At 68.1% G+C, this 18,342-nt stretch carries 7 protein-coding genes; 1 reads left to right on the forward strand and 6 read right to left on the reverse strand.

The features are described from left to right. Window positions 1-98: 98 nt before the first annotated feature. The gene (locus ACTOQ3_RS17725; RefSeq protein WP_440084484.1) at window positions 99-7,346 is read right to left on the reverse strand and encodes a LamG-like jellyroll fold domain-containing protein; all 7,248 of its coding nucleotides are present in this window, start codon (window positions 7,344-7,346) and stop codon (window positions 99-101) included. Window positions 7,347-7,972: 626 nt separating this feature from the next. On the opposite strand from ACTOQ3_RS17725, the gene ACTOQ3_RS17730 reads away from it, so the two are divergent. Continuing rightward, entirely contained in the window at window positions 7,973-8,443 is a 471-nt protein-coding gene (locus ACTOQ3_RS17730) for a flavin reductase family protein (protein ID WP_440084485.1), read from the forward strand. 93 nt (window positions 8,444-8,536) lie between these two features. On the opposite strand, the gene sppA is transcribed toward ACTOQ3_RS17730, so the two are convergent. The 5 genes from sppA to ACTOQ3_RS17755 all read right to left on the reverse strand — a co-directional run bounded on the left by sppA (window position 8,537) and on the right by ACTOQ3_RS17755 (window position 18,340). Next, the gene (gene sppA / locus ACTOQ3_RS17735; RefSeq protein ID WP_440084486.1) at window positions 8,537-10,240 is read right to left on the reverse strand and encodes a signal peptide peptidase SppA; all 1,704 of its coding nucleotides are present in this window, start codon (window positions 10,238-10,240) and stop codon (window positions 8,537-8,539) included. A gap of 168 nt (window positions 10,241-10,408) precedes the next feature. Beyond that, on the reverse strand, window positions 10,409-12,469 hold the full coding sequence (locus ACTOQ3_RS17740; RefSeq protein ID WP_440084487.1) for a S8 family peptidase: 2,061 nt from the start codon (window positions 12,467-12,469) through the stop codon (window positions 10,409-10,411). A 148-nt stretch (window positions 12,470-12,617) separates the two neighbouring features. Further along, window positions 12,618-14,222, reverse strand: a complete 1,605-nt coding sequence (locus ACTOQ3_RS17745) for a glycosyl hydrolase family 18 protein (protein ID WP_440084488.1) — start codon at window positions 14,220-14,222, stop codon at window positions 12,618-12,620. A gap of 279 nt (window positions 14,223-14,501) precedes the next feature. After that, the gene (gene glgB, locus ACTOQ3_RS17750; RefSeq protein WP_440084489.1) at window positions 14,502-16,805 is read right to left on the reverse strand and encodes a 1,4-alpha-glucan branching protein GlgB; all 2,304 of its coding nucleotides are present in this window, start codon (window positions 16,803-16,805) and stop codon (window positions 14,502-14,504) included. Window positions 16,806-17,095: 290 nt separating this feature from the next. Then, window positions 17,096-18,340: a copper amine oxidase gene (locus ACTOQ3_RS17755; protein ID WP_440084490.1), complete on the reverse strand. Its 1,245-nt coding sequence runs from the start codon at window positions 18,338-18,340 to the stop codon at window positions 17,096-17,098. Between the last annotated feature and the right edge of the window lie 2 nt (window positions 18,341-18,342).

Below are 18,342 nucleotides of genomic sequence, written 5' to 3' on the forward strand. Positions count from 1 at the left end.
GTTAGATCCTTTTGTCATTGGTTTTTGCAGTGCGAGAGCAGGGATTCTGGCCTTGATATGCACGAATCTTCGACGCGCCCGATCTTTAGCGGAAGCCTCTACCAGGCCATAGGTTGCGCATCTGCATATCTACTTTTCGTTTTTTTCCCACTTCTGTAATCCCTGTAGCCTTCTTTTATTTCTCTCCAGTATCTTGGGTGGTCGGTTTCGTATACGCCAATCAAGACAATGTATCGATTGCCCGTCATTGCCCACTCGATGGCATCGTTGTTTACTTTTACATCTGCCACGCTGTCCTTTGTTCCTTCCTCCCCTATCTCGTGCACGGCTAGAAATTTCCTGGCGAATTTTTCGCCCATCATGATGGCCAGCCCTGTGGCGAGCAGCCAATGGCGTAGTTTCCCGTCACCTTTGGTCTTACTGTCCGGAACAACGGGGCTGGTTCCGGACATTTGGTAAGAGTGAATTACAAGGTTAATAATTATGCCGCATTGCTTTGGCCCTCGTTCATAGCACATTTTCATGTTACGAAGATTCTTGTATATTTTGGCGGCCCATGCGGGCGGCACCTCTCCCTTTTTGCAAAGACCTTTTACTGTATAAGTGCAGACCAGTGCTTTACCGGTCTTTGTCGATTGCGCCCCAGACCGACGGTCGTTCTTAGGTACGACTACTTCTTTGATAAGTTCTTTTGGTGCTGTCAGCTGCTTCCAGAGCTTGGAGAGTTCCTTTTCGCTGGCATGTATGCTGTATAGATTCATGTAAGTTTCTCGTACTTTCTTGCTCTCCTTCCAATAGCCCTTGGGGGCCGGCCTTCCGTTGGTCATGTAACCGATTCGCTTCGCTTCCTCTTCCGAGAGCCCGGGATTCCAAGGTTCCCAGTCCTGGACGCCGTCGCTTCTATACAGGCCCGAACCGTCGACATCCCACGCATTGTATGGCTTTCCCGGCTCCGGCCAGTTGATTTCCCTATCCCAGGGCGAGGTAGTGATTTTTTCGATATGAGCACTCATGTACGCGTTCATATCGAAGGACTGCCAGCCAGAACCGCCACTTGCGCTGTTTGGGGAGTTCACGGTGTTGAGCTGAATGGAATTGTGTCCGCTGGGATCGGTGTGGGTGAGAGGGGAGGCGTTGGCGTAGGTGTGGCGGTTGGCCTGGACCGAAGGGTCGGGGCTGAGGGTGGCGGTGTCGCGGGAGGCGAAGGCGCCGGTGCCGGGCTGGTACCAGCGGGCGTGCATGTTGACCTTGCCGGTGTCGGGGTCGGTGTAATCACCCTGGTAACCGAGGGCAGGCTGGGTGCCGGAGCGGTGGGTGACCTTGCCGAAGGGGTCGTAGGCGGTCGAGTCGACCAGGGCGGTGCCGGAGAAGGTGCCCACCACGTCACCGTGCAGGTCGCTCATCGTGGCGAGCGCGGGGCTCGCGCCCTCCTGCGTGCTCAGTAGGCCGCCGAAGGGATCACGGCCGTACTTGGCCTGGACGGCACCCACACCGTCGGTGGTGGTGGTGATGTTGTTGCTCAGGCCGGAGTATACGAAGCGCTGCTGGGCGGTGCCCTTGGTGCGTGAGGTCATCCGGTCCAGGGCGTCGTAGCCGTAGGTGGCGTCTCCGTCGGAGACGAGACGGTCGAAGGCGTCGAAGGTGAGGTCGCGGGTGACGCCGGCCTTGGTCTCGGTGGCGGTGGTGCCGCGCGGGGTGTAGGTGTAGTCGGTCCCGGCGCCGGAGGTGAGCCGGTTGCGCTGGTCGTAGACGAAGGTGTCGGCCCCTGCCTTGGTGCGGTTGCCGGAGGCGTCCCACTCGTAGGAGGTGACGGCGCCTCCGGGCGCGGTCCAGGAGGTCAGACGCCGGGAACGGTCGTAGCCGTAGGTGTTGGTGCCGGCTCCGGCGGTGCCGCTGGTGGTCTTGCTGATGAGGTTGTCGTCCTTGTCCCACCCGTAGAGGATCTTCGACAGTTCGGTGCCGGAGCTGTTCTTCACCGAGTGCAGGGTGAGGCGGTCGACGGCGTCGTAGTCGTAGGTCTGGGTGTTGACCGGATTGGCGGAGGTCTTGGTCTTGAGGCGGTCGGCGTTGTCGTAGCCGTAGGTCCAGGTGCGGCCGGTCACCGGGTCGGAGGCGGTCTTGAGCCTGTTGGCGTCATCCCAGGTGTAGGTAGCCGTCCCGGCGGGGTCGACGCGCTGGCTGAGGTTGCCCAGGGCGTCGTAGGCGTAGGTGGCGACCTGGTTGGTGGCCTTGGACACCTTGGTCAGCAGGCTGCGGTCGTTGTAGTCGAGGGTGTAGTCGCCGATCGCGGTGACGCGGCCCGCGGTGTCGTAGGTAACGGTGCGGGTGGGAGTGGCCACCGACCCGCCGCTGCCCGTCTCCGTGGTCATCCGGTTGAGGTGGTCGAAGGTGCGATCGAGGCGTACCCCGCCCGGCTGCACGGTGGCGGTGGCGTTGCCCGCGGCGTCGTAGACGCTGCTCCAGGTCCGGTCGGTGGCGTTCGGGTGGGCGGTGGTGGCCGGTTCGAGGACCGACTCGACCAGTCCGAGGGTGTTGTAGCTCGTCCAGGTGGCGTTGCCGCGGCCGTCGGTGGTGCGGGTGCGTGCGCCGGTGGCGTCGTAGCCGAACGTCGAGGTGATCGACGTGCCCGCGGAGACCGGCTCGATCAGGGAGGTCATCCGGCCCAGCGCGTCGAACCGCCGTTCGGTGACGTGCCCTTCTCCGGAGGTGGTGCTGGTCGGGTTGCCAGCCGGGTCGTAGCCGAAGCCGAAGGTGCGCACGGTCGTAACGGGGTTGGTTCCGGTGAGATCTCTGGTCGCGATCTTGCGCCCGGCCAGGTCGTACTCGACCTCGGTGGCGTTGCCCAGCGCGTCGGTCACCTTGGTCTGCCGGCCCAGCAGGTCGTAGGCGATCGAGGAGGCGTGCGTCAGGGGGTCGGTCACGGTCTTGACCTGTCCGGCGGCGTTGACCGCGTACGTGGTGGTCTTGTCGCCGGATCCCGGGGCGATGGTTTTGGTGAGGTTGCCGGCTGTGTCGTAGCTCAGCTTGGTGGTGTGCGCGGCGGTGCTGGGGAAGCGCTCGATCTGGGTCTGGGTGATCTTGCGGCCCAGGTCGTCGTAGGTGGCCTCGGTACGCGCGCCGTTGGGGTCGATCGCCGCGAGCTGCTCGCCGAGCAGGTCGTACTCCGCCACCCGGGCACCGCCGGGACCGGAGGGGCCGGGGTCGGTGACCTTGACCGGTCGGCCCAGGGCGTCGTAGGTGGTGGAGGTGATGTGGTTGCGCGGGTCGGTGAGCGTGGTCTGGCGACCGGCGGCGTCGTAGCCGAAACTGATCTTGGGGATGACGGCACTGCCACCCGGCGGGGTATAGGACGGGGCGATCGCCGAGGTGAGGCGTCCGGCCTTGTCGTACGTCGAGGTGATCGTCCGTCCTTCGGCGTCGACCGTGTGCGTCGTCAGGCCGGTGCTGTCGTAGCCGTACTTCGCCGTGGGTCGCGCGTCGGCGGTCGTCCCGGCTTTCTCGATCCTCACCTGTGGCGCTTTCTTCTCCACGAGCTGCCCGGCGAGGTCGTAGCGCATCGTGGTGGTGAAGTCGGCGGCGGTGGCGCCGGAGGCGTTGCCTCGGGGGTCGGTGGTCGCGGTCAGCAGGCCGCGGTCGTCGTAGACATTAGTGGTGACCAGGTCGTCGGCGCCGTTCTCGACGGTCTGCTGGGTCATCAGGTTCAGGGAGTTGTACGCGTAGAGCGTCGATTCCGTCCTGGTGGTGTTCGCGCCGGTGAAGGTCTTCTTGGTGACGTTCTCGGTCGCGTCGTACTCGAAGGCGGTCTTGCGTTTGAGGTCGGCCGGGTCGAACGTGGTGGAGGTCAGCCGACCGGCGGCGTCGTAGACGTAGTCGGTGGTGACCTTTTCACCGCTGGTGGCCTGGCTGGCCGGTGTGTTGGTGACCTGCTTGACGAGGTGACCGGCGGCGTCGTAGGTGTTGTCCTCCAGTACCACATCGGTCGGGGTCGTCAAGCCGTTCAGCCGGACATCGTCGCCGGTCACCTGGGACAGGCGGTTGTCGGTGAAGTAGGTGTAAGCCCTCTTGCGGCCCATCGCGTCCACTTCGCCGGCCAGGCGCCCGCCGGGGTCGTAGGAGCGGGACTCCAGCACCACATCCTGCGCGGCCTGCGGGCTGACCGGGCTGCCGGTCCAGTTCTTGAGGGTCGCGGTGAACGGTTCACCGCGCTTGGTGTAGGCATAGGTGAGGACAGTGCCCATGGGGTCGGTCGTCGAAGCTTGGGCGCCGGTGACGTCCCAGGTGGAGCGCATCACACTGCCTTCGGGGTCGGTGACCGTTTCTACCTGGCCCTTGACGTCGTAGGTGTAGGTGGTGGTGCGTGCCGGGTCACCGCCGGTCAGATCCGATACCGTCTCGGTGAGCCTGTTGCCGTCCGCGTCGTAGGTGTAGGTGGTTTTGGCGGTGTGGGTGACGTTGCTGATCTCGTTCTTCACCCCGGGAGCGGTCTGCGTCAGCGGGCGTCCGAGCCCGTCGTAGGTGAACGTCGTGGTGACACCATCCGGGTGGGCCGCTGACACCTCGGTTCGCGAGGTCACTCGGCCCAGCGCGTCACGACCGAACTTCGATACCACCTCTGAGGGGCTGGTCTGCTCGGCCAAGTCCCCGGTGGCACTGTAGCGGTAGGTCGTCTCGTTGCCCTTGGCGTCCTTGCTCGACTCGCGCAGGCCAGCCGGGGTGGTGCCGCCACCGACGGCGGGTTCGGTTCCATCGGTGTAGGTGGACGTCGTTGAACGGCCGGTGGGAAAGTCGGGGGTGGCCGGGGTGGTCTGCTTGGCCACCTCCCCGTGGGTGGTGTACTCGGTGGTGGTGGCGTAGGTGTTGTCGGTGGCGCTCGCTGAACGGGCATCCCTGTGTGTTATGGGACGGTCGTTGCGTGGGTCGAACTCGTCGGTGGTGTTGCGGTAGAACGTCTGACGGGTGGTCTGGCAGTTTCCTACCGCCTTACAGGTCTTGATGGCGGTGACGTTGCCACGAGCGTCGTTGACCCGCTCGGTGACAACCCCGTTTGGATCGGTGGCCTTCGTGGGGAACCCGCCGGTGTCGTACTCGTACCTGGTGATCTTGCCTAGCTGGTCGGTGCGGCTGACCAGGCGGTAGCCGCGCCAGGCGTCGTGGACGTAGCTCAGGGTGTTGTTGTTGGGGTCGGTGACGGTAATCGTCGACTTGCCCGTCTCCGGCGCGTAGACCGGGGCGCCGATCTTCCAGGTGCCGCCGTTTTGGTCGACGTGAGTGGTGATCCGGTCGGTGGCAGCGTCGTAGGTGTTGGTCGCCCATGCCCGTCCCGACGGCAACGTGATGGTGGTGAGCTTGTGCGGGGTCTCGGCGCGGGCCGCGTGATGGCGGCTGATCTCCCCAGCGGTCAGCGGCTTGTCATAGAGGGCCGCCTCATCCAGTTGCCCCTTGAACACCTCGCTGGTGGCCGGCCAGCGCCAGCTGAGCATTCCCTTGCCGAACCGGGCCTGTTCGCGCCATTCGAGGCCTCCTGGCCCGGTCAGGGAACCCACCAGCTGACCGTCCAGATACAGCCGGTCGGTGGTGCCGGCCACGCTCAGCACCGCGTGGTGCCACTGTCCGTCGTTGACGACACCCGCCGAGGTGATCGGGGCCGCGTCATCACCGGAGAACGGCTGGGAGCGGGCGCGTAGTTTGCCGTCGGTACCCACATAGATCGCCGAGTCCGCAGGAGTCGGATCCTCCAAACCGGCGGAGAACAGCACCCCGTGCAAGGTGGTCTTGAACCACACCTCCACCGAGAACTTGTCGGCCAGCCGGGCGACCGAGTTCAGCGGAAGTTCGACCGAACCGGAGGTCACGCTGATCGCGGTGTCGGTGGTACCGGCCAGCGCTCCGGGCTGCCCCTTGGTCGCGTTGGCGTAGGTGGCCGGGCCCGTACCCCAGCCCAGATTGGCGGCCGAGGTGCCCGAGGTCTCACCCAGCCGCCAGTACCCGTAAGGGTCGGAGTCCAGCACCGTCGAGCGGTAGGTCGAGCCGGTGCCGTACCCGTAGGTGATGCAGTTCGGCGCGGCCACCGGAGCGCACGAGCCGACCAGCCGATCACCCTGGTAATGGTAGGTCCACGTCAAGGCCTGACCCCCCACCGGGTCGGTGGACACCTGTGTGACGTGCGCACCCGTCCAGGTGAAGTGCAGTGCCCGTCCGCCGGAGGCGGTCACCGTCGCCAGCTTGCCATCGGTTCCGTAGACGAGATTACGGCTACGGCCATGGGCATCGGTGATCTTCGTCAGTCGCCCTTGGGCGTCGAAATGGTAGGAGATGGCGCCCTTGTCCATCAACCGCCAGCCACCACCGCTGACCGTCGCCAAGGTGGCGTGCATTCCCGGCGGCGGCTGGAAGGTGCCGTTGCCGTTGTCGGCGAACCGCACCTGACGGCCATCGGGATAGGTGACCAGCAGCGAGGAGGCCTCCCCGCCGACCTCGGAGAGGAGCTTCATGTCCCACAGCGTTGACCAGGCCGCGCCGAACATCCCATCGGCCCGCGGATCCAGCGTGTTGTAGGAGCGCACCACCGACAACGGCTCACCGGCCGTCGTGACCGAGACGTCGGTGAAGGCCGTGGTGTAGTTCCCGGCCAGCTGGTGAAACTCCTGGCCGTTCACCCCCCGCGCGGACAACTGCGAGGTGATCATCGGCTGCCGCACCCCGGTGGTGATGGACGACATCAACGAGGTGTTCACCCCCAAGGTGCCGCGGTCTTTGGCCGAGACCTGCCACCAGTACTCCTTGCCCCACTTCAGCTTGCCCGCCGGAACCCGCCAGGTATTGACATCACTCAGCCACCCTGAGGTGGTGCAGGTGCCCGACATCCCCGACTGGTCACAGATCTCAAAGCGGTAGTCGATGCCGTACACGCCGGCGTTGCTCTTGGCGTAGGTCACCAGCAGCGGCGTCAACGACCCGACCTGCGCCTCGTTCCACGGATGCACATCCACGATCGTCGGAATACACCCGTACTGACAATCCATCGCCTGAGCCCGCGCAGCGCCGGAAGAGAAGGAACGCCTGTCGGCGTCGGCGCCCTTGGCAGGGGCGGCGGGCTGGGGCTCATCGACGAAGCGCCCCTCGGGCCGCAACGCCCCCTTGGGAGGTTCGTCATCCTGTTGCGACGGCTTCACCTTCACCGTCGTCGCCGTGGCCGCCGAATCCACCAACGACGGAAATCCTGCCGCCGAACCGGTCAGCTGATTAGGCGTATCAGGGGTGCCCTGAAAGAGCGCGGGTGGCTGCACCCTCGCGGCCGACACCGGAACCGCCTGGAACAACAACAGGCCGGGAAGCGCCGCGACCATAACGGTCACCGCTGTCCGGGCTCTCACGGCTGCCGACAACGACCACGACAAACTCCGGCGCATACGCCGTCACCCTCCGAACAAGTCAGCGCGGAAGCTAACCGCTCCCGCGTTACCCCAGCCCGCCACCAGGTCCACAACGGGGCCGGGGTCGACGGTTCGGAGCGCGCAACCAGCAAACGATCAGAAATTACACATGCGTCCTTTATGTGCGCAATATGTGTAAGCATGAATAAATAGGACATAGATTTTGGGTTTGAAATTGCGACATATCGAACTTGCGTTCTTACAGTGACGCTTGGTTGTCCGCGAGCATGGACCGGAATGATCACGTAGGGAAAGTGAGTGGTGGCCCGCTGTTCGCCTCGCGTGTCTCGCTCTCCGATTTTTCTTGAAAGCGCAGCTCACACCCGGTGAAACGAGGAAGCGTTCATAGCGGACGCGGCGGGAGAAGGGGGATCGGCTGCGCGATTTAAGAGCGACCTGAAGTCGGTGCTCGCGGAGGCGGAGGCGCGGAAGGCTGTCGGCTGCGGAGGAAAAACGGCGATGACGAGGTCGTGGGCCGATGTGATTCACGACACACCGCGCCGGGGCGGGCACCTGTCCGGTTCCGGGATGATGGCCGCATGAACGAGTTCGTCGAGTCCATGGCCCAGGTGGTGACCGGTGTGACGGTCGTCACGGTGAAGGACGGGCGCGACGACGTGGGGGTGACGGTCGCCACCTTCACCTCGCTGTCGCTGGACCCGCCCCTGGTGATGGTGAGCCTGGACAATGCCGGATACCTCAACGAGCTGCTGCTCCGCCATGACCGCTGGGCCGCCAGCGTGCTGTCGGCGGGGCAGAAGGCGATCGCCAGCCGCTTCGCCACGGCGGGCCGTCCGGGTGCCAGGCTGCTGCTCGCGGGCACGCCGCATCACCGGGGCGAGCTGAGCGAGGCCCTCGTCGTGGACGGCGGCGTCACCGCGCTGGAGGTCGAGACGGTCAAGGTCGTCCCGGCCGGAGACCACACGATCTTCATCGCCAAGGTGCTCGGGGTCGACTACGTCGACGCCTCGGTCCTGCCGCTGGCCCGCTACCGGAGCCGCTACCGCTGACCCGGCGGGTCGCCGCTCATCCCTCTCTCACGGGCGGGAGCCGCCGCGTTCGAACGCGGCGGCTCCTTCACCGAAGGACGAGGAAAGGCATGGTCAGCGGATCGTCCACGAGCCCGGGAGCATCAGCGGCCCGTACGACGGCAGGCCCAGCTCGCCTGCGAGGTGGGCGATCGGGCCCCAGGCCTCCAGGCGGACCCGGGCCGTGGCGGCGGCCTTGTCCTCGCTGGACTCCGCGGGGCGCAGCCGCTCCAGGGGGCTGAGCTTGGGATAGGAGCGCACCGGGGCGTCGACGGGCAGTCCTGCCTTCTTGCGGGCCAGGGCCAGGGCGTCCTCCAGGCCGCCGAGCTCGTCGACGAGGCCGCCCTCCAGGGCGTCCGCCCCGGTCCAGACCCGGCCCTTGGCCAGCTCGTGGGCCCGCTCGCGGGACAGGCCGCGCCCCTCGGCGACCTTGTTCACGAAGTCGTCGTAGACCCGGTCGAGCCAGGCGTTGACCCGTGCCCACTGCGCCTCGGAGAAGGCGTTGGTGGGGGAGAGCATCCCGGAGTTGGCGCCCTCGCCGACGGTCTCGGAGGACACGCCGATCTTCTCCAGCAGCCCGCCGATGACCGCCTTGCCGCCGAACACGCCGATGGAGCCGGTGAGCGTGCCCGGCTGGGCCACGATCACGTCGGCGGCCATCGAGACCATGTAGCCGCCGGAGGCGGCCAGGTCGCCCATCGAGATCACGATGGGCTTGCCCGCCTTGCGGGTGAGCACGACCTCGCGCCAGATGGCGTCGGAGGCCGTGTACGAGCCGCCGGGGCTGTCGACCCGGAAGACGACCGCCTTGACGTTGTCGTCGCGGCGGGCCGCGCGCAGGGCGGCGCAGATGGTGTCGGAGCCCATGGCGCCACCGCCGCCCAGCGGGCTGCGGCCGCTGCGGCCGAGCCGGATCGGGCCGTTGCCGCGGACCAGGGCGACGGTCTGCTCGCCGGGGTGCGGGAGCTTCTTGGCGGACAGCGCCTTGGCGTAGCGGCCGACGTACAGCAGCAGCGTGTTGTCGCCGACGGCCTCCTTGACCTCGTCGTAGACCTCGTCGCGGTAGGCCAGCCGGTCGACGAGACCGGCCTCGACGGCCTCGGCGCCGATGAACGGGCCCTGGTCGATGAGCTCGCGCACCTTCGCCGGTTCGAGCCCGCGCCCGTCGGCGATGCCGGCCACGACCTGTTCGGTGATCGACTCGGTGATGCGGCTCATCGACTCGCGGTGGGCCTCGGTCATGTGGTCCTGGGTGAAGGTGTTGGCGGCCGTCTTGTACTCGTGCCGCTGGCCGATCTGGTACTCGACGCCGAGCTTGCCCAGCGCGCCCCGCAGGAAGCGCTGCTCCATCGCGACACCGGTCAGCCCGACGTCGCCGGACGGCTGGAGGTAGACCCGCTCGAAGGCGCTGCCCAGGTAGTAGGGGACGGTGCCCCCGCCGAGCTCGCCGAAGGTCTCGGCGAACGCGACGGTCAGCTTGCCCGAGGCCCGGAAGTGGATCACGGCCTGGCGGAGCTCCTGGACGATCGCGAGCCCCAGCGGCTGGCCGCCGATCTTGACGATCAGCGCCTTGACCCGGTCGTCCTTCCTGGCGCGCTTGAGCCCGGCCAGCACGTCGGTCAGGCTCGTCTTGCGCATCGCCAGGACGGCGCTCAGCGGATCCACCGGGGGACTGCCGTCGGTCAGGCCCTCGGTGAGGTCGAGCTCAAGGACCAGTGGAGCGGTACGGCGCTGCTTGAACCGGTCGACAGTGTCGATGATCACCTTGGTCGCGTCCATGCCCCTCACCCTAAGCGACACATACCGGGCTTATGCGGTTCGGTGAACGTCCACCTGTTTTCCGGCCCCCGGGGGTTCCATGACCCCGGCGTCTACGCGCGGTCCGGCGGGCGTCCACCTGTTTTCCGTCCCCGGGGGTCTTCATGACCCCCGGGGTCCACGCGGCGCCTACGCGGCTCGGCGGGCGTTCACCTGCTTCTTGAGCATCGAGGTGGATGCGGCGGGAGAGCCGCCCTTCAGGCGCGTCTTCTCCACCGAGGTGAGAACCGTCTTCAGGGTGGCCGTCTCCTTGATCCTGGCGGTGAAGTTCACTCCGCCGTTCGCCCAGTTCAGCCAGGCGGCCAGCAGCTCGCTCTCCAGCCTGGTCCTCGCCGTCTTCTTGGCCGGCTTGAGCACCTTGTACGCGGCGGCCGGCGTGGAGGCGGGCGTGACCTCGGCGAAGACCTTGCTGGCCTTGGTCACCAGGCCGAGGTAGCAGCCGAGCGTCGCGTCCGAGATCTTGCCCTTGCCCCGGGTGACCTCCACCGCCCACTGCGCGGCGCTCAGCGTCTTCGTGGACTTGCCGCGCGTGCACACCGTGGGCGCCGCCGCCGCCTTCGTCGGGGGGACGGTCACGGTCACGGTGATCGTCACCGTCGGCAGCGGGATCGGCGTCGGCGCCGGGTCGCTCGGCGCGGCCGAGGGGGAGGGACCCGAGCTGGGGTCGGGGCTGGGCTCCTCCGAGGGCTCGTCGGACGGGTCGTCGGCGGGCGGGTCGGCGGGCTCCTCGGGAAGGGGCGTCTGGGTGACGGGCGGGCTGGGGGTGCCCCCGGCGATCGCGGCGTTCAGGTCGAGACGCGGGGTGGTCACCGTGCCGTAGACGATCGGGCGGCCCGTCGTCTTGAGCTGCTGGGCCAGCGCGTCCGGGGTGCCCGGGGCCTTCTGGGCCATCAGCGCCAGGGCGCCGGTGACGAACGGGGTGGACATCGAGGTCCCGCTGTAGACCTGGTGGCCGCCACCGGGCACCGCGGAGTCGATCTCGAGACCGGGGGCGAAGAGGTCGAGCACGGAGCCGTGGTTGGACCAGTGGGGGACGGTGTCGTCGTCGCCCGTCGCGCCCACCGTCACCGGGCCGGAGAAGCAGCCGGGAGCCCCGGCGCCGGACACGCCCTCGTTCCCCGCGGCGGCCACGACGGCCACGCCCTTGGCGCGAAGGTCGTCGATCCGGCTCCTCATCGCCGCCAGTTCGGGTTCGGCGTCACACGTTCCCTCGTAGAGGCCGCCGCCGAGGCTGAGGTTCACCGCGGCGACGTTCCTGCCCTCGTCCTTGAGCTTCGCGACGTGTTCCAGGGCGAGCAGGATCGTGGACTCGAATGCGGTCAGGCAGACCCCGCCCTCGTCGGCGCAGTCGTTGATCCTGCTGAAGACCTGGATCGCCACGATGTCCGCGTCGGGGGCGACGGCGTGGGCGATCCCCGCCACGTGGGTGCCGTGGTCACACAGGTTGACCTGCTCGTGGACGCAGGCGGCGGTGTTGGCGTCGGCGGACCCGGGGTCGCTCGTCTGCCCGTTGGGGCACAGGGACTGCGCGCCGTCGTCCGTCGCGGAGAAGCAGGCCTGCGCCACGACCTTGCCCCCGAAGTCGGGGTGGGCGGCGTCGATCCCGGTGTCGATGATCGCGATCGTCTGGCCCTGGCCCTTGGTCCCCGCGGCGTGCGCCCTGTCCGCGCCGATCACCTGAAGGCTGGTGGCCAGCGAGCCCGCCGAACCCAGTGATCCCAGCGACGTGGGGGAGTACGTGCGGTCGCGGCGGATGGAGAGGACGCGCGGGTCCTCGGCCAGCTTGGCGAGCGACTCGCCGGTCCCCTCGACCACGATGAACGAGGTGTCCGCGGGTTCGAGGACGACCTGGGCGTCGGGCAGCCGCCGCGCCTCCCCGGCCACCGGCGCCGCCTCCGCGGGGGCCGCCAGCTCGACGATGACCCGGGCCCCGTCGCCGTCGGAGGCGAGTCCCGCCTCCAGCTTCGGCAGCGGAGGCGCCGGTGGGGGCGTCGCGTCGGCGGGGGGCGGGGCCGGTGTGGCGGCGGGCGTCTCCTGGCCCTCCGTCCCTCCGGCTCCGTCGTCCGGGGCCGCGGGTGGGCTCTCGCCCGCGGAGGCCGCCGGCGGTGCCGGTGTGTCCTCGGCGAGGGCGGGTACCGCGGGCGCGATGGTGAGAACCAACGCCATGGCCACGAGAGCTCGAAGTCGCACACGTCCTCCGGGGGGATCAAACGGGCGTTTCGGAGTCTAAGCAGCCGTATGCGCCGCGTGAATACTTTGCCCCAGATTTGGAGGATCTTCGGAGAAAAGCTCGACCCCCCGCGGCGTAGCGCACACGGAGGGTCGAGTGGTCGGAATATTACTTGAGGCCGTTGGAGATGGCGGTGATCAGCTCACCGTTGGTGGTGTCGCCGCTGGTCTCCCAGAAGAACGCCCCGCCCAGACCCTGGTTCTTGGCGTAGGTCATCTTCCCGGCGATGGTGGAGGGGGTGTCGTAGCTCCACCAGTTGCCGTTGCAGAAGGCGTAGGCGGTGCCGCCGACGGTGCCGGTGGGCGGGCACTTGGTCTTGAGGACCTTGTAGTCCTCGATCCCCGCCTCGTAGGTGCCCTGGGCCGCGCCGGTGGCGGAGCCGCCCGGAGCCGCCTGGGTCACGCCGGTCCAGCCGCGGCCGTAGAAGCCGATGCCCAGCAGCAGCTTGTCGGCCGGGATGCCCTTGGACTTGAACTTCTGGATCGCCGCGTCGGAGTTGAACCCGGCCTGCGGGATGCCGGGGTAGGAGGTCAGCGGCGAGTGCGGAGCCGTCGGGCCCTGGGCGTTGAAGGCGCCGAAGTAGTCGTACGTCATCGGCATGAGCCAGTTCAGGTTGTTGATGGCACCCGCGTAGTCGGCGGCGTCGATCTTGCCGCCGTTGGAGCCGTCGGCCGTGGTCGCCGCGGTGACGAGGGCGTTGGGGCCGAACTTGGTGCGCAGCGCGGAGATGATGTTCTTGAAGGCGTTCGGGCCGCTGCTGTCACAGGTCAGGCCACAGGCGTTGGGGTACTCCCAGTCGACGTCGATGCCGTCGAACACGTCGGCCCAGCGCGGATCCTCGACCAGGTTGTGGCAGGAGTCGGCGAACGCGGCCGGGTTCTGCGCGGCCTGGGTGAAGCCGCCGGACCAGGTCCAGCCGCCGAAGGACCAGATGACCTTGATGTTCGGGTAGGCCTTCTTCAGCTTGCGGAGCTGGTTGAAGCTGCCGCGCAGCGGCTGGTCCCAGGTGTCGGCCACGCCGTCGACGCTGTCGGCCGCGGTGTAGGCCTTCTCGTAGTCGGCGTAGGAGTCGCCGATGGTGCACCGGCCGCCGGTGGTGTTGCCGAAGGCGTACAGGATGTGCGTCAGCTTCGACGCGGAGCCGTTCGTGACCAGGTTCTTCACGTGGAAGTTGCGGGCGTAGACGCCCCACTGGGTGAAGTATCCGACGATCTTCTTACCGCCGGGAGGCTGGACGGTGGGGGTGACCGTCGGGGTGGGGGTCGGGGTCGGCGTGGGGGTGACCGTGGGCGTGGGGGTGGGCGTCGGGTCCGGGGTACCGCCGCCGTCGCAGGCGGCGCCGTTGAGCTTGCAGTTCAGCACGCCGGTGATGCCACCGGGCGCGCCGTTGAAACCGAAGCTCGTGGAGGCGCCCGCCGCGAGCGCGCCGTTCCACGACTTGTTGACGAAGGTGTAGTGGTTGCCGCTCTTCGTCAGGTCGGCGTCCCAGGACGAGCTGATCGAGGTGCCGGCGGGCAGGTCGAACTCGACCTTCCAGCTGGTCAGCGCGCTCGTCCCGGCTTTCACGACGACCTTGCCCTCGAAACCGGAGCCCCAGTTCGAAGTCGTCGAGTAGGTCGCGGTGGCGGGTGTGGCGGCCGTCGCCGTGCCGATCCCCAGGGGGACGAGCAGCGCTGCCGCCGCGATGAAGGAGCCGATGGTAATTCGTCGCAAGGGTCGCTCCAGGTCAGAGAGTGCCAAGTCCCCGTATTCATAGGAAAGTTTCCTATTAGTTTTCTGAGCGTAGGTTCTCGTTCGCCGACGGTCAATGCCTTGTTCGTGGATATAAGGCCGATTTAAGGTTTTCGGCCGGGCGGGCGGCGGCGCGGGTGCCGGAAGCGCGAAGCGCGAAACGGGCCGGTCGCGCGCCCGCGCGACCGGCCCGTTTCGCATCTGGCCTGTCAGAGAGTCGTCAGGGAGTCAGAGGCCCTGTCGGAGAGTTCCGGGGCCCGGTCAGGCCGGTTCGGCCTCCCTGCGCTCCTCCGGCTCCTCCGGTCCCCTCGGCTCGTCCGCGGCGGGCAGCTCGGTCACCACCCGCTCCCGTACGATCTCCCGCTCCGCGGCTTCGACGATCTCCGCCGCGCGCTCGTCCACGGCGGGTGCGAGCTCGCCCGGATGGCGCAGCCACAGGGCGCCCAGGGGCGGGACGCGCAGGGTCGCGGAGTACGGGAGACCGTGCCGCGGCTCCTCGATGGCCTCGACGGCGCCGAGGTTGCCCACCCCGCTGCCCGCGTAGTCGTAGGCGTCGGTGTTGAGCACCTCCTCCCACACCCCGGGGAAGGGCAGCCCGAGACGGTAGTCCTCGTGCGGCGCGCCGGAGAAGTTGGCCACGCACGCCACCACCGAGCCGTCCTCGGCGTAGCGCAGGAAGGAGAACACGTTGCCCAGCGCGTCGTCGGCGTCGATCCATCGGAAGCCGTCGGGGGAGGCGTCCACGCTCCACAGGGCCGGGGATTCCCTGTAGACCCGGTTGAGGTCGCGGACCAGCCGCTGCACCCCCCTGTGCCCGTCGAAGTCGAGCACCCACCAGTCGAGCCCGCGCTCCTCCGACCACTCCGAGCCCTGGCCGAACTCGCCGCCCATGAACAGCAGCTGCTTGCCGGGGTGGGCCCACATGAAGGCGAACAGCGCCCGCAGGTTCGCGAACCGCTGCCACTCGTCGCCGGGCATCTTGCCGAGCAGCGACCCCTTGCCGTGCACCACCTCGTCGTGCGAGAGCGGCAGCACGAAGTTCTCCGAGTACGCGTACATCAGCGAGAACGTCATCTGGTGGTGGTGGTACTGGCGGAAGACCGGCTCGTGCTTGAGGTACGCGAGCGTGTCGTGCATCCAGCCCATGTTCCACTTGAACCCGAAGCCGAGCCCGCCCAGGTGCACCGGCCGGGAGACGCCCGGCCACGCGGTCGACTCCTCGGCGACGGTGATGATGCCCGGCGCCTCCCGGTAGGCGACCGCGTTCATCTCCTTGAGGAACGCGACCGCGTCGAGGTTCTCCCTGCCGCCGTACTCGTTGGGCGTCCACTCGCCCTCGCGCCGCGAGTAGTCGAGGTAGAGCATCGAGGCGACCGCGTCGACGCGCAGCCCGTCGACGTGGAACTCGCGCAGCCAGTACACGGCGTTGGCGACCAGGAAGTTGCGCACCTCCCTGCGGCCGAAGTCGAAGATGTAGGTGCCCCACTCGGGGTGCTCGCCCCGCGCGGGGTCGGCGTGCTCGTACAGCGGGGTGCCGTCGAACCTGGCCAGCGCCCAGTCGTCCATCGGGAAGTGCGCGGGCACCCAGTCGACCAGCACCCCGATGCCCGCCTCGTGCAGGCTGTCGACCAGGTGGCGGAAGTCGTCGGGGGAGCCGAAGCGGGACGTCGGGGCGTAGTAGGAGGTCACCTGGTAACCCCAGGAGCCGCCGAACGGGTGCTCGGCCACCGGCATCAGCTCCACGTGCGTGAACCCCATGTCCACCACGTAGTCGACAAGCTCGACGGCGAGTTCCCGGTACGACAGGCCGGGCCGCCACGAGCCGAGGTGCACCTCGTAGACGCTCATCGCCTCCCGCAGGGCGTCGCCGCCCGCGCGGCGGCGCATCCACTCGTCGTCCCGCCAGACGTATTCCGACTTCTCGATCACCGAGGCGGTCGCGGGCGGCACCTCGGTGCGCCGGGCCATCGGGTCGGCCTTGGCCCGCCAGACCCCGTCCGCGCCGAGGACGCTGAACTTGTAGCGGTCGCCGGGGCCGAGACCGGGAATGAAGAGCTCCCACACGCCCGACCTGCCGAGCGAGCGCATGGGGTGCGCGCCGCCCTCCCAGTGGTTGAAGTCACCGATGACCCGGACGCCGCGCGCGTTGGGCGCCCACACGGCGAAGGCCGTGCCGTCCACGTCCTCGTGCCGCATGACCCGCGCGCCGAGGGTCTCCCAGAGCCGCTCGTGGCGCCCCTCGCCGATGAGGTGCAGGTCCACCTCGCCCAGCGTGGGCCAGTGCCGGTAGGGGTCCGTGGTCTCGTACGGCTCGGCACCGGCGTAGGTGATCCGGAGCCGGTAGTCGGGGATCTTGTCGATCCCGGGCAGGGTCACCGCGAACACGCCGTGGGCCACGTGACTCATGTCGTGGGCCTCGCCGTCCACGAGCGCCTCGACCTTCTGCGCCAGGGGCCGCAGCGTCCGGATCGTCACGCCCTCGGGACCCAGGTGCGACCCGAGGATCGAGTGCGGATCGTGGTGCGCTCCGCCCGCGAGCCGGTCCAGGTCCAAGTGCGCGTTCATGGCTTACTCCCGTAGATCGATAGCCCCTACCTTGCCCTACTCGGGTGACCCATCCCATGCCCCTGTCCGCTATCACCATGCGTGTTGGTAAAACGTGCGGATCCAAGCGAGATAAAAGTCACGATTGTCGGTTATGTGGGGCCGGTCACACCATCGTGCGCCGACCGTATCCGATCATGGGCGGCGGCGTGCACGGGTTCGGGCCGCCGCCGACGGCCGGTGTCTCCCGACACGGCGGGGAACCGCCGGGAACGGCCTGGAACGACGCGCCGGGGAACGGCCGGGCGCGGTCAGTACGGGTTCTTGGCGGTGACGTCACGCGGGGTGATGCGGAATCCCTGCCAGTGGCTCGGCATGGGGTCGGCGTCCTCGTCGCGGGGGACGTGGTGGTAGCCGACGTTGACCCACAGCACCGGGTCGGCGAGCCGCTCCCCGTTGGTGTAGCGGTCGACGGAGCGGGCGCACCCGGGGGCCGGGTTGACCGTCGCCAGCCGCTCGCAGGAGCGGTAGTCGGTGACGTAGAGATCGGCCCGGGTGAAGGCCTCGTCGGCGGGGCCCCGGTACTGGGCGGTGTCGGAGTTGTTGATCTCCCAGGAGACACGGTGCCCGTCGGCGTTGCGCACCTTCTTGTCGACCACCCGCCACCAGCGCATCGGTTCGCTGACGGCCTTGGCCTCCTTCGTGAAGGCCGTCCGCAGGATCTTCCGGCTCGCGGTGCCGGAGCCGCCGAAGTCGTACTGCTCCACGACGTCGTCCGTCCGGCCCGCCACGTCGAAGTCCAGGCGCCAGAAGATGTTGTGGGTGTGGCTCGCCTCGAACCCGCTCGCGCCCACCCCGATGGGCCAGCCGTGCTCGGGCGTGGTGGCGAACCCGGCGAGCGACCCGGTGGCCCCCACCCGCGGGGTGATCGCGCCGTCGTCGGAGAAGGCCCATTCGGCCAGGTAGGTGTACCAGCCGACCTGGAAGGCGGCGAACACCACCAGGTCACGCCCCTGAGCCGTCTTGTTCAGCTGCTCGGGGAGCGCCTTCAGGTACGCGTGGCCGCGAGCCCTGGTCGTCACGCAGACGAACTGCTCGCGACGCTCGCCGAGCGGGCAGTCGGCGGCCCGCAGCGGGATGGCGGTGTAGCCCAGCGACCCGATGTCGTGGTAGCGGGGACGGCCCCTGTCGTACGGCACGTGGATCTGGGCCAGCGAGGTGCTGCGCAGGACGGTGATCGGCCGCTGGCCCCTCGGCGTGTAGACGATCCTGGTCAGGGTCAGCCCCTCGACGTTGCGCATCTCCCAGCAGAGCTGCCAGCGCGCCCCGTTGGGCAGGGTCTTGTCGACGCGGTACGGCGCGTTGCAGGGGGTCGCCGCAGGCCGCGCGGCGGTCCCCGGTGCCGTCGCCGGCGCCTCCGCCGGGGCGCCGGACGGTGGCGGCGCGCTGGACGACGTGAGCGGCGGCAGCGGAGGTATCGGCGCACCGGGCGCGGAGGGCGGTGCGGCGAGCCCTCCGGCGAGCAGGGCGCAGGAGAGGGTGAGACGGAGGAACACGG

Origin of the sequence: Streptosporangium sp. LJ11, from assembly GCF_051918945.1 — a bacterium.
Classification (GTDB): Bacteria; Actinomycetota; Actinomycetes; order Streptosporangiales; family Streptosporangiaceae; genus Streptosporangium.

Bases quoted from the DNA above. Each gene is read 5' to 3' on its own strand.
- ACTOQ3_RS17730 (WP_440084485.1), top strand. From the start codon at position 7,973: ATGAACGAGTTCGTCGAGTCCATGGCCCAGGTGGTGACCGGTGTGACG.
- sppA (WP_440084486.1), bottom strand. From the start codon at position 10,240: ATGGACGCGACCAAGGTGATCATCGACACTGTCGACCGGTTCAAGCAG.
- glgB (WP_440084489.1), bottom strand. From the start codon at position 16,805: ATGAACGCGCACTTGGACCTGGACCGGCTCGCGGGCGGAGCGCACCAC.
- ACTOQ3_RS17725 (WP_440084484.1), bottom strand. From the start codon at position 7,346: ATGGTCGCGGCGCTTCCCGGCCTGTTGTTGTTCCAGGCGGTTCCGGTG.